Source organism: Microbacterium sp. C-MGS6 (assembly GCF_058140415.1).
On record NZ_CM176934.1, the window covers coordinates 255763 to 280327 of the forward strand.

At 66.8% G+C, this 24565-nt stretch carries 31 protein-coding genes; 12 read left to right on the plus strand and 19 right to left on the minus strand.

Annotated elements, in window-relative coordinates:
- Window positions 1-7: 7 nt before the first annotated feature.
- Both AC3B5L_RS01215 and AC3B5L_RS01220 read left to right on the plus strand, forming a co-directional pair.
- Window positions 8-730: a 3-keto-5-aminohexanoate cleavage protein gene (locus AC3B5L_RS01215; RefSeq protein ID WP_268777471.1), complete on the plus strand. Its 723-nt coding sequence runs from the start codon at window positions 8-10 to the stop codon at window positions 728-730.
- 148 nt (window positions 731-878) lie between these two features.
- Complete coding sequence (locus tag AC3B5L_RS01220; protein WP_187662967.1) at window positions 879-1043, plus strand: hypothetical protein; 165 nt, start codon at window positions 879-881, stop codon at window positions 1041-1043.
- 324 nt (window positions 1044-1367) lie between these two features.
- On the opposite strand, the gene AC3B5L_RS01225 is transcribed toward AC3B5L_RS01220, so the two are convergent.
- Window positions 1368-1745 (minus strand): VOC family protein, encoded by a 378-nt coding sequence (locus AC3B5L_RS01225; RefSeq protein WP_490096102.1) that lies wholly within the window; start codon window positions 1743-1745, stop codon window positions 1368-1370.
- Window positions 1746-1803: 58 nt separating this feature from the next.
- The gene (locus AC3B5L_RS01230; protein ID WP_490096103.1) at window positions 1804-2508 is read right to left on the minus strand and encodes a helix-turn-helix transcriptional regulator; all 705 of its coding nucleotides are present in this window, start codon (window positions 2506-2508) and stop codon (window positions 1804-1806) included.
- Window positions 2509-2590: 82 nt separating this feature from the next.
- Here AC3B5L_RS01230 and AC3B5L_RS01235 point away from each other — a divergent pair, with 82 nt between their 5' ends.
- Both AC3B5L_RS01235 and AC3B5L_RS01240 read left to right on the plus strand, forming a co-directional pair.
- Window positions 2591-3460, plus strand: a complete 870-nt coding sequence (locus AC3B5L_RS01235) for an NmrA family NAD(P)-binding protein (RefSeq protein ID WP_490096104.1) — start codon at window positions 2591-2593, stop codon at window positions 3458-3460.
- A 43-nt stretch (window positions 3461-3503) separates the two neighbouring features.
- The gene (locus AC3B5L_RS01240; RefSeq protein WP_490096105.1) at window positions 3504-3836 is read left to right on the plus strand and encodes a hypothetical protein; all 333 of its coding nucleotides are present in this window, start codon (window positions 3504-3506) and stop codon (window positions 3834-3836) included.
- A gap of 62 nt (window positions 3837-3898) precedes the next feature.
- On the opposite strand, the gene AC3B5L_RS01245 is transcribed toward AC3B5L_RS01240, so the two are convergent.
- Complete coding sequence (locus AC3B5L_RS01245; protein WP_490096106.1) at window positions 3899-4900, minus strand: SDR family NAD(P)-dependent oxidoreductase; 1002 nt, start codon at window positions 4898-4900, stop codon at window positions 3899-3901.
- A gap of 75 nt (window positions 4901-4975) precedes the next feature.
- Between AC3B5L_RS01245 and AC3B5L_RS01250 the strand changes: the two genes are divergently transcribed.
- The 3 genes from AC3B5L_RS01250 to AC3B5L_RS01260 all read left to right on the plus strand — a co-directional run bounded on the left by AC3B5L_RS01250 (window position 4976) and on the right by AC3B5L_RS01260 (window position 6800).
- Window positions 4976-5548 carry a TetR/AcrR family transcriptional regulator gene (locus AC3B5L_RS01250; protein ID WP_268777466.1) on the plus strand — a complete coding sequence of 191 codons (573 nt, stop codon included), beginning with the start codon at window positions 4976-4978 and terminating at the stop codon, window positions 5546-5548.
- A 116-nt stretch (window positions 5549-5664) separates the two neighbouring features.
- A complete protein-coding gene (locus AC3B5L_RS01255) occupies window positions 5665-6531 on the plus strand; it encodes a hypothetical protein (RefSeq protein WP_490096107.1) in 867 nt (288 codons plus the stop codon).
- Window positions 6513-6800 (plus strand): hypothetical protein, encoded by a 288-nt coding sequence (locus tag AC3B5L_RS01260; protein ID WP_363332254.1) that lies wholly within the window; start codon window positions 6513-6515, stop codon window positions 6798-6800. Before AC3B5L_RS01255 ends, AC3B5L_RS01260 begins: the two co-directional genes overlap by 19 nt.
- Window positions 6801-6820: 20 nt before the next feature.
- Here the strand turns inward: AC3B5L_RS01260 and AC3B5L_RS01265 are convergent, their stop codons facing one another.
- The 7 genes from AC3B5L_RS01265 to AC3B5L_RS01295 all read right to left on the minus strand — a co-directional run bounded on the left by AC3B5L_RS01265 (window position 6821) and on the right by AC3B5L_RS01295 (window position 11361).
- On the minus strand, window positions 6821-7006 hold the full coding sequence (locus AC3B5L_RS01265) for a hypothetical protein (RefSeq protein WP_259951805.1): 186 nt from the start codon (window positions 7004-7006) through the stop codon (window positions 6821-6823).
- A 32-nt stretch (window positions 7007-7038) separates the two neighbouring features.
- Complete coding sequence (locus AC3B5L_RS01270) at window positions 7039-7194, minus strand: DUF2599 domain-containing protein (RefSeq protein WP_363332252.1); 156 nt, start codon at window positions 7192-7194, stop codon at window positions 7039-7041.
- Window positions 7191-8492, minus strand: coding sequence for an RNA polymerase sigma factor (locus AC3B5L_RS01275; protein WP_292795953.1), 1302 nt, complete (start codon window positions 8490-8492; stop codon window positions 7191-7193). Before AC3B5L_RS01275 ends, AC3B5L_RS01270 begins: the two co-directional genes overlap by 4 nt.
- Window positions 8489-8680 (minus strand): YciI family protein, encoded by a 192-nt coding sequence (locus AC3B5L_RS01280; protein WP_490096108.1) that lies wholly within the window; start codon window positions 8678-8680, stop codon window positions 8489-8491. Before AC3B5L_RS01280 ends, AC3B5L_RS01275 begins: the two co-directional genes overlap by 4 nt.
- Before the next feature lie 305 nt (window positions 8681-8985).
- On the minus strand, window positions 8986-9819 hold the full coding sequence (locus AC3B5L_RS01285) for a hypothetical protein (protein WP_490096109.1): 834 nt from the start codon (window positions 9817-9819) through the stop codon (window positions 8986-8988).
- Between the two features lie 299 nt (window positions 9820-10118).
- Window positions 10119-10352, minus strand: coding sequence for a hypothetical protein (locus AC3B5L_RS01290; protein WP_490096110.1), 234 nt, complete (start codon window positions 10350-10352; stop codon window positions 10119-10121).
- Window positions 10353-10362: 10 nt separating this feature from the next.
- Window positions 10363-11361, minus strand: a complete 999-nt coding sequence (locus tag AC3B5L_RS01295; protein ID WP_490096111.1) for a hypothetical protein — start codon at window positions 11359-11361, stop codon at window positions 10363-10365.
- A 116-nt stretch (window positions 11362-11477) separates the two neighbouring features.
- On the opposite strand from AC3B5L_RS01295, the gene AC3B5L_RS01300 reads away from it, so the two are divergent.
- The gene (locus tag AC3B5L_RS01300) at window positions 11478-11651 is read left to right on the plus strand and encodes a hypothetical protein (RefSeq protein WP_187662976.1); all 174 of its coding nucleotides are present in this window, start codon (window positions 11478-11480) and stop codon (window positions 11649-11651) included.
- A gap of 12 nt (window positions 11652-11663) precedes the next feature.
- Here AC3B5L_RS01300 and AC3B5L_RS01305 read toward each other — a convergent pair whose 3' ends face one another.
- The gene (locus AC3B5L_RS01305) at window positions 11664-12182 is read right to left on the minus strand and encodes a DUF4188 domain-containing protein (protein ID WP_490096112.1); all 519 of its coding nucleotides are present in this window, start codon (window positions 12180-12182) and stop codon (window positions 11664-11666) included.
- 70 nt (window positions 12183-12252) lie between these two features.
- Between AC3B5L_RS01305 and AC3B5L_RS01310 the strand changes: the two genes are divergently transcribed.
- Window positions 12253-12864, plus strand: a complete 612-nt coding sequence (locus AC3B5L_RS01310; RefSeq protein WP_490096113.1) for a MerR family transcriptional regulator — start codon at window positions 12253-12255, stop codon at window positions 12862-12864.
- Window positions 12865-13434: 570 nt separating this feature from the next.
- On the opposite strand, the gene AC3B5L_RS01315 is transcribed toward AC3B5L_RS01310, so the two are convergent.
- Together AC3B5L_RS01315 and AC3B5L_RS01320 are read right to left on the minus strand one after the other, a co-directional pair.
- Entirely contained in the window at window positions 13435-15174 is a 1740-nt protein-coding gene (locus AC3B5L_RS01315; RefSeq protein WP_490096114.1) for a DNA/RNA helicase domain-containing protein, read from the minus strand.
- Complete coding sequence (locus tag AC3B5L_RS01320) at window positions 15171-15506, minus strand: nucleotide pyrophosphohydrolase (RefSeq protein ID WP_105949076.1); 336 nt, start codon at window positions 15504-15506, stop codon at window positions 15171-15173. Before AC3B5L_RS01320 ends, AC3B5L_RS01315 begins: the two co-directional genes overlap by 4 nt.
- Window positions 15507-15573: 67 nt before the next feature.
- Here AC3B5L_RS01320 and AC3B5L_RS01325 point away from each other — a divergent pair, with 67 nt between their 5' ends.
- Window positions 15574-15987 (plus strand): (deoxy)nucleoside triphosphate pyrophosphohydrolase, encoded by a 414-nt coding sequence (locus tag AC3B5L_RS01325; protein ID WP_490096115.1) that lies wholly within the window; start codon window positions 15574-15576, stop codon window positions 15985-15987.
- On the opposite strand, the gene AC3B5L_RS01330 is transcribed toward AC3B5L_RS01325, so the two are convergent.
- From AC3B5L_RS01330 to AC3B5L_RS01340, 3 genes are all read right to left on the minus strand, one after another.
- Window positions 15977-17059, minus strand: coding sequence for an SRA domain-containing endonuclease (locus AC3B5L_RS01330; protein ID WP_490096116.1), 1083 nt, complete (start codon window positions 17057-17059; stop codon window positions 15977-15979). The two genes, AC3B5L_RS01325 and AC3B5L_RS01330, sit on opposite strands and share 11 nt — an antisense overlap.
- Before the next feature lie 500 nt (window positions 17060-17559).
- Window positions 17560-19062 carry a SulP family inorganic anion transporter gene (locus AC3B5L_RS01335; protein WP_490096117.1) on the minus strand — a complete coding sequence of 501 codons (1503 nt, stop codon included), beginning with the start codon at window positions 19060-19062 and terminating at the stop codon, window positions 17560-17562.
- A gap of 46 nt (window positions 19063-19108) precedes the next feature.
- Window positions 19109-19549, minus strand: a complete 441-nt coding sequence (locus AC3B5L_RS01340) for a hypothetical protein (protein WP_490096118.1) — start codon at window positions 19547-19549, stop codon at window positions 19109-19111.
- Between the two features lie 101 nt (window positions 19550-19650).
- Here AC3B5L_RS01340 and AC3B5L_RS01345 point away from each other — a divergent pair, with 101 nt between their 5' ends.
- Both AC3B5L_RS01345 and AC3B5L_RS01350 read left to right on the plus strand, forming a co-directional pair.
- Entirely contained in the window at window positions 19651-20265 is a 615-nt protein-coding gene (locus AC3B5L_RS01345) for a hypothetical protein (RefSeq protein ID WP_490096119.1), read from the plus strand.
- A 79-nt stretch (window positions 20266-20344) separates the two neighbouring features.
- Window positions 20345-20857: a hypothetical protein gene (locus AC3B5L_RS01350; protein WP_490096120.1), complete on the plus strand. Its 513-nt coding sequence runs from the start codon at window positions 20345-20347 to the stop codon at window positions 20855-20857.
- Window positions 20858-20861: 4 nt separating this feature from the next.
- On the opposite strand, the gene AC3B5L_RS01355 is transcribed toward AC3B5L_RS01350, so the two are convergent.
- From AC3B5L_RS01355 to AC3B5L_RS01365, 3 genes are read right to left on the minus strand one after another with little or no spacing between them, the layout of a single operon-like run.
- Window positions 20862-21740: a metallophosphoesterase gene (locus AC3B5L_RS01355; protein WP_490096121.1), complete on the minus strand. Its 879-nt coding sequence runs from the start codon at window positions 21738-21740 to the stop codon at window positions 20862-20864.
- A 42-nt stretch (window positions 21741-21782) separates the two neighbouring features.
- Window positions 21783-22805 carry a LacI family DNA-binding transcriptional regulator gene (locus tag AC3B5L_RS01360; RefSeq protein ID WP_490096122.1) on the minus strand — a complete coding sequence of 341 codons (1023 nt, stop codon included), beginning with the start codon at window positions 22803-22805 and terminating at the stop codon, window positions 21783-21785.
- Window positions 22802-24511: an ABC transporter permease gene (locus AC3B5L_RS01365; protein WP_490096419.1), complete on the minus strand. Its 1710-nt coding sequence runs from the start codon at window positions 24509-24511 to the stop codon at window positions 22802-22804. The genes AC3B5L_RS01360 and AC3B5L_RS01365 overlap by 4 nt, the downstream gene beginning before the upstream one ends.
- Window positions 24512-24565: the final 54 nt, after the last annotated feature.

Below are 24565 nucleotides of genomic sequence, written 5' to 3' on the forward strand. Positions count from 1 at the left end.
GGCGCGGATGATCCTGCAGGCCTGTGTGAACGGCGCCAGAGACGTCGCGGAGCACCCCTGGCTGAGCGCCGACGAGACTGTGGTCGCCCAAGACGCCGCGGCGGCCGTCGATGCCGGGGCTGCGGAGATCCACGTGCACCCGAAGGACGCCGCCGGCCGCGACTCCCTCGCGCCCGAGGATGTGCAGCGGTGGCTCGGGGCCGTCCGCGCCGCGGCGCCGGGAGTGCCCGTGGGCGTGACGACCGGGGCCTGGGCCGAGCCCGACGTGTCGCGAAGGCTCGAGGCCATCGGAGGCTGGACGGAGCTCCCCGACTATGCCTCCGTGAACTGGCACGAAGACGGGGCCGACGATGTGGCCGTGGCGCTGGGTCGACGGGGCATCGGCGTGGAGGCGGGTATCTGGGACGCGGCGGGACTCGAGGCGTGGCGGGTCTCCCCGGTCCGCGGCGACTGCCTGCGCGTGCTCGTGGAGCTTCCGGCGGAGGCGGCCGACGTCGTCCGTTCGCACGCTGAAGGTCTGATCGCGCACGTGGCTCGCGAGGAGCCCGACCTGCCGATCCTGCTGCACGGGGAGGAGCTGTCGACCTGGCCCGCCCTCGACCTGGCCGCGGAGTTCGGCCTCGACACGCGGATCGGCCTGGAGGACACACTCCTCCTCCCAGACGGCTCCGAGGCTCCGAGCAATGCCGCCCTCGTCCGCGCCGCCCGCGCCCGCCTCCCGCGCCCCTAGCCACGCCGCGTCCCTCCTTTCGCGTGAGAGTGCAGGAACGTCCCTTCGGCCACCGGATTCGGGGCGTTCTTGCACTTCTGACCGCAGCGAGGTGGCGATCCTCTGCTACATACCGTCGCTGGAGCACGACCGCCCCTACGCTGGAGCGATGTTCGCCGGTACCTCCGTCCTCTTCCTCCTCGTCTACCTGGTCGTCCCGCTTCTCGCGCTGCTGCTCCTGTGGCTGATCATCTACTCGGCGGTCCGGGCGGCGCTGACCGCGCATCGCCGCGCGCTTGCCGCCGAGCGCACCACCGCGCCGGATACTCTCTGACCCTTCGCCTCCAGCGACCTCGACGGCCTCATGCGTCGTCGCTGAAGTCCCGGTGCAGGCGCAGAACCGTTCCTCCCGTCGCCGGCTCGGGCACGTTTCTGCCCTTCTCTGCACGGGTTCCCGTCCGGGACCCCGGTGCGAGCGCAGAAGCATCCCTGATCCTGATCTCGCCTCGACCGGAACGGTTTCGCACTCCCCACCGGGTGCGCCCCGTTGGGCGCCGATACGGGATCAGAAACGGCCTCGACACCGCCCGCCCCGGAACGTCTTCGCACTCTGCACCCGCGGGAGACCGCACGAACGGGCCGCACGAACACCCCGGACTCACGCGGTGCTCCACCCACGCCAGTCGGGACGGTCGACGACGCAGAAGCGGTTCCCCTCGGGGTCTTCCATGATGATGTAGTCCGCGTCGTCGGGGCGGCCGTCCCAGTGCACCTCCCGCGCTCCCAGTCCGGCGAGGCGCTCCACCTCCGCGGACTGGTCCTCCGCGTAGATGTCGAGGTGGATGCGCGGCGGAAGCACACGCTCCGAGTGGTGCGCGTCGAGCGCGATGCACGGTGCGTCGGCGTCGCGAGGTGTGAGCACGACCCAGTCGTCCTCCGCGGGGTCTCGCTCGACGTAGTCGAGGGCGGCCTTCCAGAACGCGGTCTGGGCCGGGAGGTCGTCCACGCGGATCACGATCGACACGATCTTCAACATGCGGCGAGGGTACGGCGAGCGAAGGCGTCCGCGGAGGGGCTTGCGCCGCCGTGTGCGATCAGCTTCCGGAACGGCCGAAGTCGCTCGTGAGCCACTCCTCGACCGAAGCGAACGGGAACTCCCGGGGCGCGAACACCCCCGGCAGCGCCCGCACCTCCCGCATCCGGTCGAGCCGGAACAGCCGCCAGTCGTCGCGGTCGATGTCGAAGCCGACCACATACCACCGCCCTCCGCGGAAGATATGGCGATGCGGCGCGATCACCCGCTCTGAAGCGCGATCGTGCTGGTCGGTATAGGTGAAGGCGACGCGAGCATCCTGAGCGACCGCGTCGGCGAGCGTCCCGACCGCACCCCACTCTGCGGGCACTGACTCCGCGCGCAGGATCTGCGTGGACAGCGCCGTCGCCGCGGCCCGTCGCCGGAGGCCAGGCGGGAGGACCTGTTCGATCTTCCCGCGGGCGACGGCGGCGGCCGGGTCCTCCGGGCTCCACGCTTCGAGGACGAGCAACCCGGTGATGATCGTGGTGACGTCGTCGGCGTCCAGGAGCAACGGCGGAATGCGCGTCCCCGGTCGCAGGCGGTAGGCCGCGCCGGGACCGGGGCGGGAGAGCACGTCGTAGCCGAGGTCGCGCAGGCGCTGCGCATCACGGCGGACCGTCCGCGGGCTCACCGCGAGGCGGGCGGCGAGGTCGGGCACGCTCCACTCGCCGCCGGTCTGCAGGAGGGACAGCAGATGGAGGGTGCGGTGCGAGGGGGCGTCCACGGCTCCATCATCGCGCGAGATGCGGCCGGAATCAGGCCGTATCCGTCCGTAGCGTGGAGCGACACCGACCGAGAGGACCCTCATGCGCATCGCTGTCACCACCCCGAACGGCCACGTCGGGCACCACCTCACCCGGATGCTGATCCGCGCCGGTGTCCGTCCCCTCCTGCTCACCAGGGACCCCGATCGCATCGCCGCCGACCTGCGCGCGTACGTCGACATCGCGCAGGCCGACTCGCAGGATCCCGAGGCGATCGTCGCCGCGACACGAGACGTCGATGCCCTGTACTGGGTGGATCCGTCGGCGTTCTCCGACGACCCGCTCGCCGACTACGCGCGTGCGACCGAGGCCCTGGTGCAGGCCGTCCGGGCGAACGGCGTCCGGCGGGTGGTGTTCCAGAGCAGCGTCGGGGCGGAGAAGCGGCACGGCGTCGGCGAGATCGACGGCCTGGCCGGCACGGAGGTCGCGCTCGACGCCCTCGACATCGACGTGACGCATCTGCGCTGCGGCTACTTCTTCACCAACCTGCTGCTCGACGTCGAGTCACTGCGGGCAGGGACGCTCGCCACCGTGCTGCCGCTGGACTTCCGGATGCCGTGGGTGGCGCCGCGCGACATCGCGGAGGTCGCCGCCCTCACGCTGCTGAACGGGGAGTGGAGGGGGCGGCGGGTGCAGGCCGTGCATGGACCCGCGGACCTGGGCTGGAGCGAGGTCGCCGCGATCCTGACGCGCGAGCTCGGGCGAGAGGTGACCGTGCAGCGCATCGACGACGAGGAGATGCGCCAGGGGCTCCGCGCCGCCGGGATGCCGGAGGCGATGGCCGAGGCCGTGCTCGGGATGTCGACCGGGCTCCGCGACGGCTTCGTGGCGGAGCAGCCGCGGTCCGTCCTCTCGACGACGCCGACGACTCTCGAAGCGTGGGCGCGCGAGGAGCTCGTCGGAGTGGTGTGACCGGCATCCTGCCGGAACCGGTCCCGTCCGATATGGTGCGGCCATGGAGACCACATCCGAGGTGACGCACGAGACCGATGACGGGGCGCGGTCGGGGACCGCGCCCGAGACCGATGAGGTCGACCTCGCGGAGCGGCGACGGCTGGCCGTGAACAGCTTCGGATGGATCGCCGCGTGGGGTGTGTCGGTCGTGGCCCTGATCGTCGGCATCAGTCTCACGGGAGTCGGGACGGTCGAGCACATCGTCGAGTACGACGACAGCTACGACGTCTTCACGCGAGAGGTCTGGCCCGCGGGTCTCGTGCTCCTCGGCGTGGGCGCGCTCGGCATCATCGCCACCGCCCTCGCCACCACGGTCCTCACGCAGAGGCGCTGACCCCGGACGGAGAACGCCCCCGCCGTTCGGGTCGGCGGGGGCGTCGGTTCCATGGAGTCGCGTTACTGCACGGACCAGCCTCCGTCGGAGGCGAGGATGGCGCCGTTGATGTTCACGGCGTCGTCCGAGAGCAGGAAGGTGATCGACGCGGCCAGGTGCTCGGCGGTCGCGACGGTCGGGATGGCCTGCTGGAACGGGGCGAGGCGGCCGGAGCCGTACTCGGACATGTTCGGCGGCATCGGGATACCCGTGGCGACGCCGCCCGGGGCGACGGAGTTCACGCGGATGCCCTTCGTCCCGTACATGAAGGCGGCGGACTTGGTGACCCCGATGATGCCGTGCTTGCTGGCCGTGTAGGCGTTGCCAGAGGCGTTGCCGCGCAGACCCGCCTCGCTCGACACGTTGAGGATCGCGCCGCGACCGGCCTTCTCCATGACGGGGATGACCGCGCGCATGAGCTTGAACGGCGCGGTGAGGTTGATCGCGATGACGCGGTCCCACACGGCATCCGGGGTCTCGCCTGCGGGTGAGAAGTCGTCGTTGATGCCGGCGACGTTCGCGAGCCCGTCGATGCGGTCGCCCGCGGCGGCGAGGACGGCGTCGATCGCGTCCTGCTTCGTGAGGTCGCCCGCGACCGTGACGATGTCGGCGTCCGGCAGCTCGGCCTTGAAGGCGTCGAGCTTCTCGGCGGCGATGTCGCTGGCGATCACGCGACCGCCTTCCCGGGCGATGCGCGAGGCGGTGGCCTTGCCGATGCCGGAGGCGGCGCCCGTGACGATGACGGTCTTGCCGGCGAAGCGGCCCGCCGTGACCTTCTCGGTCCAGCCCTCGGAGGCGTCGTCCTCGGGAATCTCGCCGTTGTTCGCGGCGCGCACGAGGTCGTCGACGACCGACTGCGGGAGCTGGCCCTGGCTCATGGCGACGAGCTGCTGCAGGGGGAGTCCGAGCACGGGGGTGAGGAGTTCGGGGTCGGCACCCGTCTGCTCGAAGAGGCCCCGGATGAGCGGGCCGCCGGTGGGGTCGTTCATCCAGTCGCCGATGGTGGAGTGTGCGGTGAGGGCCATGCTCTTTCTCCTTGCTCGGGTTTCGCAACGGTGCGTCTACTTATGTTCCAGTGTACGCCTGAGTACGCTCGAATGGTGCCCCGTCCTCGCAGTGAGAAGGCCCGCCAGTCCGTGCTGGAGGCGATGCGTCGTGCGCTCGCCGCAGACGGGTACGAGGCCGTGACGATCGAGGGTCTCGCGGCTGAGGCGGAGGTGTCGAAGCAGACCATCTACCGCTGGTGGCCGTCGAAGGCCGCGATCCTCGGCGAGGCGCTGCTCGAAGGGGCGGTCCCTGGTTCGGATGTCGTCGTACCGATGACGGATGACCTCGGCGCGGACCTGCGCGCATGGTTCACAGCGGTGTCCGCGGGGCTCGCCCGGCCTGAGGGTGTGTCGCTGGCGCGGGCGCTCATCGAGGTGACGGCGGCCGACCCGGAGCTGGGTCTCGTCTTGAACGAGCGGCTGGCGGCGCCGATTCGGGAATGGGTCTCGGAGCGGGTCTCTCGCGGGCGCGCGGACGGCGACGTGCGGGCCGACGTGGATGCCGCCGCGGTCGCGGACGAGTTCATCGCGATCGCCTCGTACTCCGCCCTGATCGGGCAGCCGTTGAGTGCGGAGCGCGTGGAGGAGACGGTGGTGCGGTTGCTGCGGGGGATCGCGGCGAGCTGAGTCTCTCGCTGGATTGTTGTGCGGCGCGACGGTCGCGGTTCTCGATGCTGCACTCGTCGGATGCCCTAAGTCGAGAATATCGGTTGTGACCTCATATGTATGCTTTCATGTGTCGCATGACACAGCAAATCCGATCCAGTGGCGTTCTCCTCGCGGCTGGACTCAGTCTTCTTCTCGCTCTTCTTCCGGCGACTGCGCAGGCGGCCGTCCCGGGTGAGTCGAGCGACGTGGCGGATGTTCTCGAGGACGCTGAGACGGCTGCGGTAGGAACTCCGACGCCGTCGGACGTCGAGTTGCCGATGCTGCAGGCGGATGGCGCTGAAGCATCGGTCATTCTGAATGGAATCGACTCGGAAGTCACTTTGGGTGGCTCTGAGCGGGCAGAGATATCCGTAGCGGACCAATACGCCATCGCCGAAGGCGACTCCGTCACCTACGCAGTCAGCTTCCCTGAGGAAGGGGCAACGAGATTCTCCGCAATCCTGTCTGCTCCGCCGGCGAAGTCTCCGGAGTGGACCTTCGAGAGTGGCACTCAGCTGCTGCTCCTCGACGACGGATCGGTGTCGGTTTCGGATGCTGATGGCTTCTTGGGCGGTATCGAAGCTCCTTGGGCCATCGATGCAGCGGGTCGGTCGCTACCTACGCACTATGAGATCTCAGGTTCAACCCTCATGCAGATCGTCGACACCACTGGAGCGAGCTTCCCCGTCGTCGCGGATCCGACGGTGCAGTTCTTCGGACCGTACATTCAGGTCCACCTGAACAAAGCTGAGAGTCGCACAGCGATCGGCGGCTACGCAGCGTGTGCCGGAGTGTTGAGCAAGTCTCCTGTGCCGTTCGCAAAGCTCCTCCAGGTCTCCTGTACGACAGTCGCCGCGATCGGGGCGTCGCAGCTGGTGGGCAATCGATGCATCTCGATCCACTACGTCGTCGGTGTCGGTGGGCCGGCGGGTGTGTGGTGGCCGTGGGTGAGGAACTGCTAGAGGTGGACATCATGCTTTTTGTCGCGGTGGGCGTAGCTCTTCTCCTCTGGGGGACGTTGGTGGGGCGGGTCGGCAGGAAGCTCGGCACTCTTCTCGCCATCGTTCCCGTTCTGGTGTGGTTCGGGGTCCTTGCGTGGTTCGGCTCGTCGGGCAACCTCGACAGCCCGGCCGGAGATGCGCTACCGGTGTACCTCGTGATCGGGCTCCTTGCCTTTACGATCGGCGTCAACCTCACCGATCGCTCCGTGTCCGGTAGCGGGGCCGAGTGAGCAGAGCTGTAGACCCTTGGTCACTCTTTTCGGAGGAGGGTGCTTCCGAAGCCGAGGAGCATGGGGCATGCGCCGAGCAGGCCGGTCAGAGCAGCAGGTGCGAGGTTGCCGGTCGTGTGCTCCGCGTCTGAGATGTAGCCCTCAGCAATCGCCATGACGATGGCGAGGGCGATGACGCCGGCACCGACGCATCCAACGCTGACCATTGCTCGTCTCGTTCGTTGCTTCACAATCGCTCCTACGGGTTGCATCCTGCGGCCAAGACGTCGCTGTACCTTACGTCAGGCCGCCACGCGTCGAGGTTCCATGGCGACTTGAACGGGGCGATGCCGACGTGGGACCGAAGCTGGGTATAGAACTCGTTGCCCTCGTACCAGGAAGGGGCGCGGGTCACGTCGACGCCGAGGCGATGTCGTCCGCGTGCTGGGAGTAAGACCGTCGCTCGCGTTCCGTCGGAGCGGCACGCGCGGCAGCGCGAAACGCGGAGCTCGCTTCTTCGACGCGCTTGAGGCGTTGCAGGAGGTCTCCCCGAACCGCTGAGTAGAGGTGGTGTCCTCCCAGCGAGCTCTCGAGCGCCTCCGTCAGCGCGAGGGCTTCGGCCGGTCGTCCCGCGTTCGCGACGGCGACCGCACGGTTCAGGCGGACGAACGGTGATGCATCCACCTGCTCCAGCACCCCGTACATGTCGGCGATGCGGGCGTGGTCGATCTCCATGCCCGGGTCGGGGCGGACGTACTCGGCCGCGACGGTGGCGCGGATGAGGTGCCGTCCGCCGTGGATGCCCGCCCGTGCTGCCTCCTCGACGGCGTCATCGAGAAGCCGCAGCCCCTCCTCGATCTCGGAGACATCCCACAGTTCGCGATCCTGTTCGTCGAACGGCACGGACAGGCCGTCGGGCGTCGTGCGTGCTGCGCGGCGGGAGTGCTGAAGAAGAAGGAGGGCGAGAAGCCCCGTGAACTCGAGTCGAGCCGGGGAGTCCGCGGGGAGCAGCTGCCGGCAGAGCCGAGCAAGGCGGATGGCCTCGGCGCTCGGATCAGTCTGGAGCGTCGGATCGGAGTAGCCGATGGTGAACAGGGCGGACAGGACCTCGCAGACGCTCGCGCTTCGACTGTCGAGCTGCGCGGCATCCGGAACGCGGTACGGGATGTTCGCGTGCGCGATCTTGGCCCGCGCCCGCACGAGTCTCTTCTCCATCGTCGCGGGTGCGACCGCGAAGATCCCGGCGAGCTGTTCGATCGACACGTTCAGGACAGTGCGGAGTGTCAGCGCCGCGCGGGCTTCCAAGGTCAACGCGGGGTGGCAGGCGGTGAAGATCAGCTTCAGCCGCTCGTCCCCGTGCGGGAACGCGTCCTCGTGGTCGTCGGTTTCCGGGGTGTTGTCGACGCCACCGTGCGGCTCGTGCTCCAGTCGAGCCACCGCCCGGCGCTCGGCGTCCGCGTGCCGGACGAGGTCGATCGCGCGTCGGCGCGCGACGGTCGTGACCCAGGCGGCGGGGTTCGCCGGAACCCCGTCGCCTGGCCACCGCTCGACCGCTCGAGCCAGAGCGTCCTGCACGGCGTCTTCGGCGAGAGTCCAGTCGTGGACGGTGCCGATCACGCTCGCGACCACGCGGCCGTACTCGATCGATGCCACGTGCCGCACGGCGGCCATGGCATCCGGAAGCGCGCCCGGCGGCTCCTCCGGTGTGGTCACATCGTCGACCCGAGCGGCCAGACGGGACGCACTTCCACCAGGCCGAACCGGGCCATCGGGTGTGCGGCGGCGATCTCGATCGCGGCGTCGAGGTCGTCGGCGTCGATCACGTCGAACCCGGCGATCCATTCGCGGCTCTCGGTGAACGGTCCGTCGGCCACGATCCGCTCGCCGGCTCGCACGCGCACGGTGTGGCGTCTTCGACAGGCCGCAGACGGTCGCCCAAGACGTAGGAGCCGCTGTCCTGCAGCGACGCCACCCACTCCCCGGCGTTGTCCTCGGCCTCGACATAGGGCTCAGCGGTCGGGTCTGTGCAGATGAAAAGTACATAGCGCATGTGTTCTCCTCAAGGTCTTTCTACATCTACTTACCCAGACGACGGATGACCACCAGCCCGCAGGACACCGGTCCGGAAAATGGCGGATCGCGCCCAAGGCACTGAAATCCGGCTCCGGGGCGGGGCTGAACAGCCTGGTTCCCTCCTCGTGATGCGTCAACGACTCCGAATGCGCTGCAGGTCCGCATCGGTGACATCCTGAAAGCCGATCGACACGGGCGCGAGGCGAGTGGTGCGTGCCTTGCCACTGTCGTCCGTGTAGTCGATGGACGGGCTCATGACGCGGAAGTCGAAGTCCCCTTCACACGCAAGTTCCGCTGTGACGGTGCGTGACCGGGTGTCCAATGCGACCTCGTCTGTGTGGACGTCTGGTGAGCCCGGGTCGAAGCGCTGGACCGACGCCACCGCATCAGGAACGGGGAAGTCGGCCGCGGTGCACCTGGGCATCCCGACCACGTCCGCACCGGCATCTTCGGAAGCGAAATCGTCGGGCGGCGCGCCCCTCAGCGCCCAGCTGCCAACGGGAACCTGAGTGATCGTCGACGAGCCCGCGAAGACGAGGCCGACCGTACGGAACGACAGCCCGGCGGCGGGAACGTCGACAGTGAAGGTGACGTTCCCGAGTGTGTCCCCGTTGGCACCGTCTCCGCGGATGACGGTGAAGCCGCCCGGCGCGATCGACAACTCGTCCGAGAGCACGATGCCGGTGAGACCCGTCCAGATAGCGTCGTCGGGCGCGGCCACGAAGATCAGGTTGACTGGATACGTCGCGTGGGTCGGCTGGACGATCGTCGCGGATGTCCGTGCGAAGGAGGCAGTCGACGGTGTCGTTTCCTCGGGAGAGCAGGATGCCAGGACCGCGAGGAGGCTCAGTGTGAAGATGCTCCACAGGCTGAGCGTGGCGACGAGGTTCTGACGGCGTTGCGAGACCATCGAGAACCTCAAGCGGTCGACTCCGGGCGGCTCATCAACGAAGATCCGGGCGCCCACGTCGCTCCTGCTCGACATCGTGACGAGAGTTGTGTCGAAGTTGGCGGTAGGCCGCTCTTCCCATGAAGTACATGGCGTACCCTACGCCGCCGACGACGACGAACCAGAAAAGGATAACGGTGACCGCGAAGACGTTTCCGAACATTGAGGTTCCTTCGTGCCGCAGCGCTGGCGGCGCTCGATAGGTGGAGACGGATGTGCCACTTACGCGGATCCCGGTAGATCCCCTTGTGGCTGCCCAGGCCAAGTTGACGGTGCGGCGGCAGCGTCGCGCTCTCGTACAGCAGCCCGGCCGTGGCTCACGGCGCGGGGCCGGGCGGCGTGCCATCCTGGCGCGCGTTGCGATATCGCTTCATCATCGCGCCGAACCACACAGCGGCGCCCGCCGCCGCAGTCGCTTCAAGCGCCGGAGCGAGCTGCGGCACGGAGTTCGCTCCCACGAGCACCGCGAGGAACCAGCCCCATACGCACAAGGTCGCGATGAGATGGCTTCGCGGTCGTGTGATGGTTGAGAACCACGTGACGGGCTTCATCGGCTGTTCCTCATCGGCAGGGTCCGCCGCGGTAGGTATCGACCCACCAGACGAGACCGGGGACGACATAGGGTTGGGTCGCCGTCACCTGCACACACTTCTTCGGGCGGGACTTCTCAGCGATGCCGGCGTTCCACACCAGTGATCCCGCGGCGAGGAGGCAGACGGGTGCCATGGTCCCGCACGCGAGTCCTCCGAGTGCGCCAAGGCCTTTGTCATAGATGATGGCCGTCTCCGCTCGGTTGAATCGCATGCGGTATTGGAAGAAGTTGGGGCGGTCGAATGTCGGGTCCGCGATGATCGGATACGCGTAGTCGCCGCTGCCGTGTTCGACCACCTGGACCAGAGCCGATCCGGATGACTCGTATCGTGTCGGCACGTCGATACCGTCCGCATCCCGTGCCCAGGGCGGCGCGACATCGGCGACGATCTTCTCGACCGGGGTGGTCACGCCAGTGTCTGGGTCGGCGATCTCTTCCGTCGTATACGCGATCGCACTCCCGTCCTGCTGGATCTCGACTGACACCCCTCCGCCGAAGTCGTACTCGAAGCGCTCGGTCTGCGAGGCATCGCTGATAATCGCGCTCGCGCGAATCTCCTCCTCGCCAGCGATGACGTTGATCGATGGCGTGTTCGCGTCGCCGAGATAGGTCACTGACCCGTCCTCTCCGACGCTCGCGTCATCAAGGTGGTCAGCGCCGGGAAGCGACACGGACATCGTTTCCTCGCCGTCGGGCAAGAGGACGGAGATCCCGTCGTCCGGTACCGCGGCAATCGTGGCCTTTCCGCCGCCGTCGAGGGTGGCCACGATTTGCCCGGAACTCTCGGTCGTTTGGGCAGCGGCGATGGGCACGGGCGCGACCTCCGTGACCAGCGCGACGATCTCCTCGGTCGTGAGGTCAGTTGCGTCCGCACCGGTATCCGCGGAGGCCGCCGGGACGGCTGCGAGGGATGATGAGCCGACGATCGCAGTGGTGAGCAGGCTGGCGAGCATGAGGTGTTTGCGCACGTTCTCTCCGATCAGATCAATTGCCCGCCTGTGACCAATTGAAGACCTCATACGACGGCGTATGCAATATATTCGAGGGACCCGCTCGGGAGCATGCAGAGCGCTAGGATCCAGGCATGGATGCGTCGTTCTTCAGCTGGACCGGGTTCGCCATCACCGCAGCGGTCGCGGTCGTGATCCTCGTGCTCGCGTTCGTGCTCGTGCGCGGGGCGGCGCGAATGATCGCGCGTCGCCGGAGCCGTGGACGGGGGCGCATGCCATCCGCACCTCGCCGTCCGTCCGGACGTTGAGCGCGACCTGCCTCACGCCGTTGGCTTGTGCGCGGGCGCTGCCGCGGGGGCCCCTGTCTTTCCGTCCGTGAATCGCGCCTGCGCACGGTCGTGGCGTCGCGGTACGGGAACGTGCTCCGTCGCGGCTGCGAGGCCCATGCGCTTCGTCGAGACGTACACGCTCTCGGCGGTGTCGACGAGAAACGTCTCGTGCCACACGCCGACCGCTCCCGGAGCCTTGCGAGCAGCGCGGTTGAAGGCGGTCCAGGCCGGACGGTGCTGCTGTTCCGGGTTCGAGGCATAGGCGTAGAGCTTGTCGACGGACGACCAGAACTGCACGACGTAGGGCCCGCCCGATCCGAGGAGGAGCTGGTAGCCGAGCAGGCCGGAGTCTGGCTCGGTGCTGAGCTCGCGGAGCATGCGCGGCATGGCGACGAACGCCGGCAGCCACAGGTCGGGTCGCCACCAGCGGTTGATCTGCATCCCGATGTGGAACACGACGAGCTCGCCCTCCTGGCGGTGGGTCATGCGGCCCGTGACGACTTTCGGCATGGCGACTCCTCGATTGGATAGCGATGCTATCCATAATGGATAGCGCTACTATCGAAGTCAAGAGGTGGCCATGAGAATCTCCGAACTGTCGGCCCAGACCAGCGTGACCGTGCCGACGATCAAGTACTACCTGCGCGAGGGGCTGCTGCCCGAGGGCGAGCGCACCTCCGCGACGCAGGCCGCGTACGGCGAGAAGCACGTGGAGCGGCTACGCGTCATCCGGGCGCTGCTCGACGCCGGCGTGAGTATCGCCGAGACGCGACGGGTGGTCGCGGCGCTGGATGATCCGCCCGCGAGCCCGCACGAGCTGCTGGGGACCGCGCACGCCGCGATCACCCCGCCGGCCGATGACTCATTGGACCTCGCCGGCGCCGAGGCGCTCGCTGCCCGGCTCGGGTGGAAGCCCGGGATGTGCGACCCCGCGGTGCTGCATGCCGTCGCGCGAGCGTTACAGGGGCTGGAGCGCGTCGGGTTCACCGTGCCGGAGGCGGTGATGGCGGAGTACCTCGCGAGTGCGCGGCGGATAGCGGATGCGGAGATCGCGGGGGTGCCGGGGGAGTCTGCGGAGGCTGCGGTCCGCTACGTGGTGCTGGGGTCGGTGCTGGTGGAGCCGTTGTTGTTGGCGTTGCGGCGGGTGGCGCAGCAGGTGAGCTCGGGCGAGCGGTTTGGCGAAGGCCCATGAACCGAAAACTCGGCCTCCCTGAGCGCATCTCTCGGAGAGAGGTTCCTGCATTCAAAAAGCTCCTGCCCCTGGCTCAAGGGCTACGACTCCCCTGCGCTCAGTCGCGAGCCGCTCAATAAGGGGCCTGAGCTCTCGCCTGAGGTCCCCCAGATACACCGCATAGAAATCGGGGGACGCGGCGCTCAGTTCGAGATACCTGTTGCACGCCCGCGTCATCTGGGACAGCGGAACCTGGGGGGACTCCACCTGTCGGACTCGATCGCGGGTTGCGCGTATTTCCGATCGCATTGACGAAACGCTGGCGTTGGCTCTAGCGAAATCGGCCAACTGCTCAGCGCCAGGGATCACCGGCTCGGGGCCTTCTGCGATTGCTCGCCGGCGATGAAGCTCACCTATGAGCGATTGAATCGCGCGTTTCTCATCTAGCCGAATCTTCAGCAAGTAGGTGGCCAGGGCTATGAATACGGTCAGCAGAGCCCCGATGCAGGCAACAAGGACGTCAGGAATGAACGAATCCCACATGCCGATACAGTGTCAGACGCGGCCACCTATGTCACTAAGCCGACCGAGTCAGTTACCCAGAGCGACGCGTACGTAAGCTCGCAGCGCCGGATCACACACATAGATGTACGTTCCACGCATGCCGCGCGTGAGCAGTACCCCATATACGTTTCGGATGAACGTCAGCAGGTCATCGTCCCCAAACGAATCCTTCAGATGGCCGGTGTTCTCCTTGCCCTTCTTGTCGCGATAGCTCTCGCGACAGGCGACGATCCGACCCGTTGCAGGGTCCAGGCGTAGGTCTGGCCCAATGATGACGCCGGCGTAGTTGAGGTCGTACCCCTGAACGGTGTGGATGGAGCCAACCTCTTCGAGCGCTCCCTTTGAGTTGATCCAGTCCTTGTCGGTTCCGTTCCACCGCAATCGCTCACCATCGAGTTCAATGTCGAAGGAATCCGGATCCTTCCGCGACACCCATTCCCACGCGTAGCCGGCGACAAGTCGGGAAAGACCGACCTCAGCATCCTTCTGGCGGATGGCTTCGCGCATCTCTCCGAGGTCGTCGAAGAGGCGGAGTTCGTACTCGCCGAGATCCGGTAGCGACGGCGCTTCGCTCCGAAGAAGGGCCCGGACAAATTCCACATAATCTGCGCCAGCCTGGACCCGCATCTGGGTGGTCAGACGGAAGAAGCGGTGCTCGTCCTTCGCTCGGGACACCTCCGCGCTGAGCGTTGTCGGGGAAAGGTCATGAGGCCGCACGCTCTGCTCGCCGTCGACGAGCAGGAGCTGATGCTTGCTCCGGGCCTTGATCCAGTCGAGCTGGGTGTATCGAGGATCGTCGCTCCCGAACAGCGCCTTGTTGATTTCGCGGAACTTCTTGTTTTGCACGCCCGATGCTTGGTTGGCCCGCTGCCCGAGACGATGGGTCTCATCGACAAGCACGAGGTCGTATGGCTGATCCGATTCACCCAGCTGGAACGGCGACATCACCATCGAAGCGTCGAGCTTGGGCGTCCTCTTGAAGACCTTCTTCACCGACATCCGCAGAGACTGTTGAGGAATCACGAGGGCCATTCGAAGTGTCCTCAGCAGATCGCGATTCTCCGGGACGAAGAACTCCGAGAACATCGAGTCCGGCTCGATGCCGTCCTGGTCTCGGTAGTCACGGATATCGGCGAGCAGCTTCATGAGAAAGATCGCGATGATCGTCTTTCCCGTTCCGGGGTTGCCCTGCACAACGAGGGTCGATCGAGCGCCCGGGTCCTGGAGATCTTCGAGAAGCCCCTCCAGGATGTCCATGATCGCGATGCCCTGGTCCTCGGTGAGAGCTTTGAACGGCGACAGCTTGAAGAGGTCCGAGTTCTCGATCTGCGGGATGCTCCGAGAGAAAAGTCCCTCTGCTCGCAATGCCTCAAACACGTCACGGAAGGACTCGCGGTAGATATCGCGGTCGTAGTACTGCGCGTCAGTCAGGCCGTCGTTGCCATTGAGGAGGCGATAACGTCCGTCGCCCGAGAACCACCGAATGAGATGCGATTCAAGGTCGAGGCACACTGACTTGTTGAACCTGTGGTTTACGACGACGCGAATCGACTTGAGGGACTCGTTCCGTTTTGACCCAGAGAGATGTTGACGCATCCGCGTGGCCGCACTCACGGTCTCGCCGACGTAGAGTCCGGGCGAACTGCGGCGGGCGTCCCCCTCGATCACGTACACCACCGGCCAGTTTGTGTGCCGGGCGTCGTCACGCGCCCACGTATCAACAGCGTCACGACGGAACGGGAGGCGCTGGATGCTGAACTCCGTCACTCCGCCGCCTCGGAGAGCTTGGTGTACTTCGTCATGCGGCCCTTGGCGAGCTCGACGGGGTACTTCGCCTTCGTAGACTCCAGCTTCTTCAGGACGATCTCATCGAGGTCGACGCCGATCTTGTTCGCGAGATGGATGCAGTACGTGATGACATCCGCGAGCTCTTCTTCGACGTGTTCTTGGTCGAAGTCAGGAGACCATTGGAAGCACTCGAGAAGCTCACCGGCCTCGATCGCGATGCTCTTGGCGAGGTTCTCTGGCGAGTGGAACTGGTCCCAGTCTCGTTCCGCGACGAAAGCACGAAGGGCGGCGAGAGTCTGCGGCGACGGCATGATGCGACGCTAGCAGGGTCACAGTAGGTACCCCGAGGACACTCCCTGTTAGCTTGCTCTCGGAGGCATGGTGAGCGAGAGCCGCGTTATCGAGGTCGTTGCAGCTGTCATCGAGCGTGATGGCCTGATCCTTGCGTGCCGCCGTCGACCTGAGAAGGCGGCAGGGGGAAAGTGGGAGTTCCCTGGGGGCAAACTCGAAAAGGGTGAGACACACAGCGAGGCTCTGGTACGAGAGATACGCGAAGAGCTCAGCACCTCCGTAGAGGTCACCGCCCCGCTTCGAACGGATGACACAGTGGTTGGCGAAAGCACAATCCGCCTCATTTGTCTTCACGCAAGGTTGCTCGGAGAGCCACCGACCCAGAGCCTCGATCACGATGAACTGCGCTGGGTTCGTCGTAGCGATCTGCCGGGTCTCGACTGGGCCGCCCCGGACCTGCCATCTGTCGCGGAACTGGCGGCCGGGTCGCCTACTCGATGACCAAGAACCCCTCGTCGTCGCGGACGATCAGGACGATTCCCAACTCGGACAATAAAGTCTCGAGATGTGAGATCGGTCGGCTGGGAAGCAAGATGACCGGAACTGCAGGCCTGCCGGACTCCCGAGCCAGGCGCGAATAGTCGAGGACTTGCCCTATCGCGGTGCGAACGTATTCACGGGCAGGCGATTTTTTCGCTTCGACGACCCAGCCTGACTCCGAGACATAGAGATCGGGCTCGATCGTGGCTCCGGCGGAGCTCAGGCGAAGGCGCTGAGGAGTTTCACCACGGGACTTAATCCACTGCCCGAAGTCGTTCTGCAGCTCGAACTCGATTCGGGAGACGACGCGCTCACCAGGAATCACGGGTGCGCCCATGAGATACGACGATGACGCGGGAGGCGTCCATGACGAGGTCTGTGCACTCTCCGTGAGGGGCGTGGATGGCGCGTCGAGTGCTTCCACATCAGCGTCAACTGGCACGAGCTTGAAGATGATTCCTTCGCGAAGATTCCCGTCAGAGTCGGGGATCGTCTCGATACTGAACGCTGGCTCGCCTGTTGTGAACTCGCCGACGTAGGTGACGTAGGTGCCCTGTTTCGTGAGTAGGCGGATAGGGCGTTCGTTCTCGGCCGCGTCCCGAAGTGCGGCGTTGCCACGCACGAACACTTGAGGACCCCGCTGGCCTTCGCCCGTGTAGAGAAACGAGCCATCCTCCTGCAATCCTTCACGCGCGTTGTATCCGTGCCTCGCACCGCTCTCCGGGCTGGTGATGAGGAGGATGTCAGGCATCGACCGCGGCGTGATGATTCCGCCCTGTTCCTGGCCTCCGTAAGCGGCATGAATCTCTCGTCGCAGCACTTTGTCGCCGATCTCGAGTGTCCAGAGCGCCGGATCGGAGGGTCGGAGCCGCCGCCCGAATCGAGCCCGCACAGCGTCAGCCTGACTGTCCTCGAGTTCCCATCGAGCGAGGCCTTCGGGGAGCCTGCCGTATCGCTCACGAAGGAAGCCGCGGATGCGCTTCTGGCTGATGTTCAGTTCGAGCGAGAGTCGGGCCGGCGTCGTGGTGCTCACGCGAGGCAGCATATCGATATGCTGCACTGCTCATGCGTCGCAGCAGCGTCCGCGATTATCCGCGACTTCGGAGTGCTTGGCGGTCAGCGGTGGCTGCGAAGGTGGGCGTGCACCTCGGAGGGCGCGGGCAGAGTCGTGCGCTTCGTCGTCCCGTCGAATTGCCGCGTCGATGGTAGTCGTGCGTATTGCGCGCGAGTGCCGCGCCCTGGCGTAGAACTCCGGTAATTCTCCTGCGCGGAACTTCAGGGGTAGGACCTCGTGCACCTGCAATAGTGGCTGTGCTGTTTCGGATTAGCATGCGTTGCCATGCGGCGTTTCATCGCGCGCCCGCCTGGCGTCAATGGTCGGCCAAACAGCTAATCAGCACCCGCTATTGCAGCGACGCCTCCGGCAAGGCCGATGACATCACGGATGTCCATGCCACGAGCCGAAGTGCAATCGTTCTATCTCCCGAGTCGGAGCTACAAGCGTCGCGTCGTAGTTCGTGTGTCCGCTTGCGGCTAGTGGAACCCGCCCGTCAACCGCCCCCGCATCCGCGAACTGCTCTCGTTCATCCCAACGATCTCCAGCGTCTTCCCCAGCGCCTGATATTTCGTCTCGATCGCATCCAACGCCGCAACGGTCGACGCATCCCACACATGCGACCCGGACAGATCCACGACCACCCGCTCCGGATCCTCCGTATAGGAGAACAACGTCGTCAGATCATTGCTCGACGCGAAGAACAGCTCCCCCTCCACGACATACGTCACCACATCGCCCGCGGGTCCCAGAACCCGACGAACCGAAACGAAGTGCGCCACCCGTCGCACGAACAGCACCGACGCGACCAGCACCCCACCGACGACCCCCACCGCCAGGTTGTGCGTGATCAGCACCAGCACCACCGTCGCCACCATCACGAACGTCTCGCTCTTCGGCATCCGCTTCAGCGTCGACGGCCGCACGCTGTGCCAGTCGAACGCGCCGATCGCGACCATGATCATCACGGCCACGAGCGCCGCCATCGGGATCGTCCCGACGAAGTCGCCGAACACCACGACCAGCAGGAACAGGAAGATCCCGGCACAGAAGGTCGAGATGCGGGTTCGCGCGCCCGACGCCTTCACGTTGATCATCGTCTGACCGATCACCGCGCACCCGCCCATGCCGCCGAACATCCCGGAGAGCACGTTCGCGACGCCCTGCCCCCACGACTCGCGCGTCTTGTTCGAGTGGGTGTCGGTGATCTCGTCGACGAGCTTCGCGGTGAGCAGCGACTCCATCAGCCCGACGAGCGCGACCCCGAGCGCGAACGGCGCGATGATCGTGAACGTCTCCCACGTCATCGGGACGTTCGGGATGAACAGCGACGGCAGGCTGCGAGGTAGCTCGCCCTGATCGCCGACCGTCGGCACCGAGATCCCGAAGGCGAGCACGACGCCCGTCACGATGATCACAGACACGAGCGGCGCCGGCACGATCTTGGTGAGCTTCGGCATCACGAGCATCACGACGATCCCGAGCGCCACCAGCGGATACACCAGCCACGGCACGTCGATGAGCTGCGGGAACTGCGAACTGAACACGAAGATCGCGAGCGCGTTCACGAACCCGACCATGACGCTGCGAGGGATGAACCGCATGAGCTTCGCGACGCCGAGCACCCCGAGGACCACCTGGAAGATCCCGGCGAGGATGACCGTCGCGATGAAGTAGTCGAGCCCGTACGTCGGCGCGACGGGAGCGATCACGAGCGCCACGGCTCCGGTCGCCGCGGTCACCATCGCCGGTCGCCCGCCGAGGAATGCGATCGACACCGCCATGATGAACGACGAGAACAGCCCCACCTTCGGGTCCACCCCGGCGATCACCGAGAACGCGATGGCCTCGGGGATGAGTGCGAGGCCGACGACGAGCCCGGCCAGCACCTCGCGGGTCAGCAGTCGCGGGTTCTTCAGCGCATCGAGCACGGAGGGGTGGGCGCGATAGCGGGCGCGGTCGTCGACCGTCGTTGCAGACATGGAGCTCCAGGGGAAGGCGCCTCAGAGAAGAGGCAGACGTTTCAGCCTAAGGCGGACGCTGGACGGCCAGATGCGCGAGTGCGAAGCTCACCGGCATCGGCAGTGCGAAGCCGAACCTGATGTCAGGGGCAGCAAGAAGTTGAGCAGCGATTGCGAGCGTTCTTGTCAGCGTACGGAACGAGGCCAGCAGCAAGAGCACCGCGCTCCGCGCCAGACAGGCAATCGTCCAAGGAATCTGAAGCCACCGCAGACAACCGCCGGCGGACCGGGGGCGGTCGTACGTGCTCTCCGCTGCGACCATGCACAGCAGCTTCAAGATATCCAGGCCGACGGAGCTCCACGCCTCTGGCGTGCGCCCCGACGGTGAGGCGAGTTCAAGGAGCCCCATGCTGATATCGAACAACGACTCGAGATGAGACTCGATCCAAGGGACGATGCCAAGGAAGCGAACGACGACGCGGACGAGAGGCGAATAGGTGAATTTCACACCTACATGTGCGCGGCAAAGACCCGCTGGTGTGCAGCGCCGCCTGAAGATGCTCACTCTCCCCGTCGAGAACTCAGCACCCCGTGCGAGATATCGCTCTGATGCAAGCCCTCCGCGCCACCGTCGCTAGCCTCGAAACGGGCGGCTACGAAATCGGAGGAGCGTTCAGCATGCAGTGGGGTTGGAATCCGGACTCGGTCGCGGCGATGACGACGATGCTCGCGGCCGCCGCCGCAGTCTTCGCGGGCGTGTATGCCTGGCGCGCGCACAGGCTCGAGCGGGCCCGCGAGGATCGCGCGTCGGCGGCGATGAAACGTCAGCAGGCCGAGATGGTCTCCGCGTGGACTGTGATCCAGCAAGGGGAGAACGGCGAGAACTACGTCGAACTGCGGGTTCAGAATCTCGGGTCCGCGCCGGTGTACGAGGTGACGCTCGGCATACAGCTCGGGAGCGTCTGCTCCTACGCGGCGAAGACGCGAGTGGTTCCGCCGAGCGGGCGGAATCCGATGGAGGTCCGGCTCACCGAGCGGGGGCTCGAGCGCTGGCTCACCTGGGCCAAGGGCCCCGCGCGGAAGCTCGCGCCGTATGTGGAGTTCACGTTCTGCGACTCGGCGGGAGCGTGGTGGTTCCGCGATACGCGAGGCGCCCTGGTCGAGATCGAATCAGATAAGAACTATCTCTACGACGAGTCGAAGACGAGAGTGCTCACGCCGTAGGCGTCGTCACCCCGTGCCCCTTCCGCCCACCCCACACATCCGCCAGGATGAACACGACCGCCCCGAAAGGAGCCGCCGCATGTCGTCGCTCGCCCCGTCCACCTCCCCGGACACGGCATCCGCCGCACTCCCCGGCGCCGTGGTCATCGCCGCGATCCGCCGCGTCCTCCTCTGGTCGCTGATCACCGCGTTCCTCTACCCCGTGTTCATGACCGCGAGCAAGGGCATCTGCCCCGGCGGCGTCGACGCGAACGGCGGATTCATCGATTCCGCGGGCCAGCCGGTGGACGAGGCGCCGCAGTGCATCCAGCTGACGCTCGCGCCGAGCCCCCTCGTCTACGTCGCCATCGCCGTCATCGTGCTGCTCGCGCTCGGTCGCGTGATGAAGGCGGCCGATGAGCGCGCGGCGCTGCGAACCCTGGAGTGGACCCTACGAGGAGTCGGACTGTTCGTGGTGGTCGCGATCGTCGTCTCGCACGTCTGGTTCGCGCTGATCCCGATCGAGCAGTTCACCGGCGACTCCTGGAGCGTGTTCAGCCCGTTCCCGTTCGGCTCGATCGACGTCGAGGTGACGCCGATGACCACCTCGTGACGGCTTAGCCCCGCCAGTCGATCCCGACGCCGGCGATCCGTCGCCCGGCCTCGTCCGCGGCGACGGGCTCTCCGACGTCCGCCCCGCGCTCGAGCGAGACGGCGGAGTGCACGATGGTGTCCGCATACACGTGCACGAGGTTGTAGCCCTGCGCGGCGTCCTGTCCGCGCGTGGCACCCACGGGCTGCGCGAGGTCCTGACCGTACGCGCTCGACGAGGCGACGGCCACGGGGATCCCGGCGAAGGTACCGAACGACGGATGGTGCACATGCCCCGACAGGATGCCCCGCACGTCCGACCCCCGCAGCACCGCGGCCAGCGCGTCCTGATCCCGCAGCTCGACCGTCACGGCGAGGTCGAGCACCGTCGGCAGGGGCGGATGGTGCAGGAGCAGCAGCGTGCCCTGTGGTGCCGCCGTCGACAGCTCTCCCTCCAGCCACTCCAGCTGCGACGACGGCACCTCCCCCCAATGCGCGCCGGGCACCGTCGAATCGACGACGATGACGCGCATCCCCCCGAACCACCGCACCTCGACGATCGGCTCGTCACCCGCCCCCGCGAGTCCGAGCTCCGATCGCATGGCACGGCGGTCGTCATGGTTGCCGGACGCCCACACGACCTCGCAGCCGAGCGCGTCGGCAGCGGGCGTCACGAGCTCGCGCAGTCGCTTGTAGGCAGCGGCATCGCCCCGGTCCGTCAGGTCGCCTGTGAACAGCAGCGCGTCGGGACGGAGCCCCGAGGAGACGAGCCGGTCGAGCATCTCCGCCAGGTTCGCATCGGCGTCGGCCCCGCTGCCGTATAGCGGCGACCGCTCACCGGGCAGGTGCGTGTCGGAGATGTGCACGAAGGTGTGCGACGGGCGGGGGTGTTCGGTGAGGATCATGTCTCTTCCTGGTCGGCGGACGAAGGCAGGTCGGGGCAGATGTCAGACGGCGGCGGCCGTGGAGCCGGGGACGAGCGTTCCCGTGAACGAGCGGCGCACGAGCGTCTCCGGCTCGTCCGCGGTGAGCAGCTGCTGCATGGTCTCGACGGCGGCCGCGGCCACCGCCTCCACGGGGATCCGCAGGGTGGTGAGCCCGAGCAGATCGGCGCCGGGCAGGATGCCGTCGCACCCGGTCACGCTCACGTCCTCCGGCACGCGGAGCCCGGCCGCGCGGGCGGCGCGCATGACGGCGAGCTGCCGGTAGTCCGAGGCGCACATGACGGTGGTCGCCCCGGCGCGCACGGCGGCGAGGGCTTCGTCGACGCCGTCCTCGGGACGCGCGCCGGCGGAGATCATCGTCACGGCGACGCCCGCCGTGGTCAGGACCTCCTGCATCGCGAGCGCGCGCAGGTGCTCGGGGTACGACGCGTCGGGACTTCCGGCGAGCACGACGACGCTCCGATGCCCGAGCGCGACGATGTGCTCCGCGAGCAGACGTCCGTGGCCCTCGTCGTCGTAGTGGGCGGTGTGGATGCGGCCCGCTGACTCCACGCGCCCGGCACGGAGGATCGGCACCTGGTCGGCGAAGGGCTCGAGCTGCGCCGCGGAGATGCCGCCGGTGGCGACGATGAGTCCCGCGACCCGCATGCCGAGCAGCCGGTGCAGCGCATTCACCTGCTTGGCGCCCTGCTCGTCGGCGCCGATCGTGACGGTCACGAGGTCGAGGCCGCGCTGATGCGCCTCCTCCTGCAACCGGGAGAAGAGGAGGCCGTACGCGGGGTTGCTCGCGTCGCGCAGCATGAGGCCGACGGTGCCGGTGCGTCCGGCGGCGAGCTCAGCGGCCATCGTGTTGCGCACGTATCCGAGCCGCTCGGCGGCTTCCAGGATGCGCTCCTGCGTCTCCGGCGCGAACCGGCCCTCGCCCTTCAAGGCTCTGGTCGCCGTGGCTCGCGACACCCCGGCCGCCGCGGCGACGTCGCTGATCGTGACCCGCAGGGCGGGCGTCCCGGCATCCGCCCCGCTCATGCGCGCCGCTTCCGTCGGCGGGGCGCTCCGGCGCGTGAACCTCGTCCATACACGAGATACATGGTGACACCCATGATGATCATGAGCAGCACGGTGTAGACGAACGTGATGGGCATCGCGTCGAGGTTGTTCTCCCCGCGCGTGCTCTCCTGGATCGCGACGCCGAGCGGCTTGTACAGCGGGTGGTAGAGGAAGATCGCGGCGTCGTAATCGTCGAGCAGGCTGTTGAAGTTCAGCGCCGTGATCGCGGCCGCGGTCGGCAGCACGAGCGGGATGAGCACGCGCCGGAACGTGGTCAGCGAGCGGGCTCCGAGGATGCGCGAGGCGTCTTCTAGCGAGTCCGGCACGGACGCGAACCCGGCCTTGAGCAGCCGCAGCGCGAACGGGATCTTCACGCAGATGTACGCGACGAGCAGCAGCACCGGCGTCCCCGTGAGCACGATGTTGCCGACGAGCGGCTGCGGGGCGTCGAACGCCATCACGAAGGCCAGTGCGATCAGCACGATCGGCAGGATCCACGGGATGTGCAGCACGTATTCGATGGCCGTGGTCAGCAGGTTGCGGTGCTTCTGCATCATCCGCGCCACGAACAGCAGCCCGCCCACCACGATGACCGCGGCGAGGGCGCTGTAGACGACGCTCACGATGAACGGCCGGAGGGCCGCCGCGCTGGAGAACACGGTGATGTAGTTGTCGAGCGTGAAGCTGTCGATCGTGATCGACCCGGCGAGGATGCTCCGCGCGTCCACGAACGAGAAGATCACGATGAGCACGACCGGGATGAGGTAGATCACCCAGAGCAGGTAGGCGACCACGTGCACGACAACGTTCGCGAACGGGTTGCGGATCCGCTGCTTCTGGATCGGCGTCGCCACCTTCGCCACCGAGAAGTACACACCCGACTTCTCGGCGCGGTTCATGATCGCGAGCAGGATGATCGTCGCGACACCGAGCACGATCGCCAGCAGCGCCGCGATGTCGCGGGTGATCGGGCTTCGTGACAGGTCGATGATGAGGGGTGCGACGGTCTGGAAGTCCGGACCGCCGAGCACGAGCGGCGCGGTCAGGGCCCCGAGACCGATGAGGAACGTCAGCACCGTGACCGCGAAGAGCATCGGCTTCATGACCGGCAGCACGATGCGGCGCAGGATCGTCCATGTCGAGGCGCCCATGAGCTTCGCGGCCTCGATCGACGCGTAGTCCACCTTGCCGAGCGACGAGGACAGGAACAGCATGTGGTTCGTCGTCGTCGCGAACGTCATCACGAACACGACCGCGAAGTAGCCGGAGAACCAGTCCCGGTTCATGTCCGGCCAGATGTTCACCATCAGATTCGTGATGAAGCCGAACTTGCCGTAGATGAAGTTGTAGCCGGCCGCGAGCACGATGCCGCCGTAGATCAGGGTGGTGGCGTAGCCGAGCCAGAGGAGCTTCGCGCCGCGCACCTGGAAGTACTGCGTCACCAGCACGATGAACACCCCGACGACGTTCACCGTGACCGACAGCGTGATCGCGAGGAGGAAGCTGTTGCCGAGCGTCTTCAGCGCGCGCTCGCTGCCGAGCAGCTTCTCGACGGCACGGATGCTGAACTGCCCGTCCGGGAAGAAGGTCGCGGCGAGCAGCTCGGCGTTCGGCAGCACGAGGAAGGCGGCGGCGAACCAGATCACGACGATGCCGGTCACCCAGGCGAGCGGCGAGCGGAGCATCGCGCGCACGCTGCCCGGCCGTCCGCGGCGGAGGCGGGGCTTCGTCGCGGTGCC

Bases quoted from the DNA above. Each gene is read 5' to 3' on its own strand.
- AC3B5L_RS01335 (WP_490096117.1), bottom strand. From the start codon at position 19,062: ATGTCTGCAACGACGGTCGACGACCGCGCCCGCTATCGCGCCCACCCC.
- AC3B5L_RS01305 (WP_490096112.1), bottom strand. From the start codon at position 12,182: ATGCCGAAAGTCGTCACGGGCCGCATGACCCACCGCCAGGAGGGCGAG.
- AC3B5L_RS01325 (WP_490096115.1), top strand. From the start codon at position 15,574: ATGGTGAGCGAGAGCCGCGTTATCGAGGTCGTTGCAGCTGTCATCGAG.
- AC3B5L_RS01290 (WP_490096110.1), bottom strand. From the start codon at position 10,352: ATGAAGCCCGTCACGTGGTTCTCAACCATCACACGACCGCGAAGCCAT.
- AC3B5L_RS01225 (WP_490096102.1), bottom strand. From the start codon at position 1,745: ATGTTGAAGATCGTGTCGATCGTGATCCGCGTGGACGACCTCCCGGCC.
- AC3B5L_RS01360 (WP_490096122.1), bottom strand. From the start codon at position 22,805: ATGAGCGGGGCGGATGCCGGGACGCCCGCCCTGCGGGTCACGATCAGC.
- AC3B5L_RS01240 (WP_490096105.1), top strand. From the start codon at position 3,504: ATGGAGACCACATCCGAGGTGACGCACGAGACCGATGACGGGGCGCGG.
- AC3B5L_RS01215 (WP_268777471.1), top strand. From the start codon at position 8: ATGATCCTGCAGGCCTGTGTGAACGGCGCCAGAGACGTCGCGGAGCAC.
- AC3B5L_RS01300 (WP_187662976.1), top strand. From the start codon at position 11,478: ATGGATGCGTCGTTCTTCAGCTGGACCGGGTTCGCCATCACCGCAGCG.
- AC3B5L_RS01345 (WP_490096119.1), top strand. From the start codon at position 19,651: ATGCAAGCCCTCCGCGCCACCGTCGCTAGCCTCGAAACGGGCGGCTAC.
- AC3B5L_RS01310 (WP_490096113.1), top strand. From the start codon at position 12,253: ATGAGAATCTCCGAACTGTCGGCCCAGACCAGCGTGACCGTGCCGACG.
- AC3B5L_RS01255 (WP_490096107.1), top strand. From the start codon at position 5,665: ATGACACAGCAAATCCGATCCAGTGGCGTTCTCCTCGCGGCTGGACTC.
- AC3B5L_RS01365 (WP_490096419.1), bottom strand. From the start codon at position 24,511: ATGCTCCGCTCGCCGCTCGCCTGGGTGACCGGCATCGTCGTGATCTGG.
- AC3B5L_RS01320 (WP_105949076.1), bottom strand. From the start codon at position 15,506: ATGCCGTCGCCGCAGACTCTCGCCGCCCTTCGTGCTTTCGTCGCGGAA.
- AC3B5L_RS01350 (WP_490096120.1), top strand. From the start codon at position 20,345: ATGTCGTCGCTCGCCCCGTCCACCTCCCCGGACACGGCATCCGCCGCA.
- AC3B5L_RS01220 (WP_187662967.1), top strand. From the start codon at position 879: ATGTTCGCCGGTACCTCCGTCCTCTTCCTCCTCGTCTACCTGGTCGTC.
- AC3B5L_RS01245 (WP_490096106.1), bottom strand. From the start codon at position 4,900: ATGGCCCTCACCGCACACTCCACCATCGGCGACTGGATGAACGACCCC.
- AC3B5L_RS01265 (WP_259951805.1), bottom strand. From the start codon at position 7,006: ATGGTCAGCGTTGGATGCGTCGGTGCCGGCGTCATCGCCCTCGCCATC.
- AC3B5L_RS01235 (WP_490096104.1), top strand. From the start codon at position 2,591: ATGCGCATCGCTGTCACCACCCCGAACGGCCACGTCGGGCACCACCTC.
- AC3B5L_RS01355 (WP_490096121.1), bottom strand. From the start codon at position 21,740: ATGATCCTCACCGAACACCCCCGCCCGTCGCACACCTTCGTGCACATC.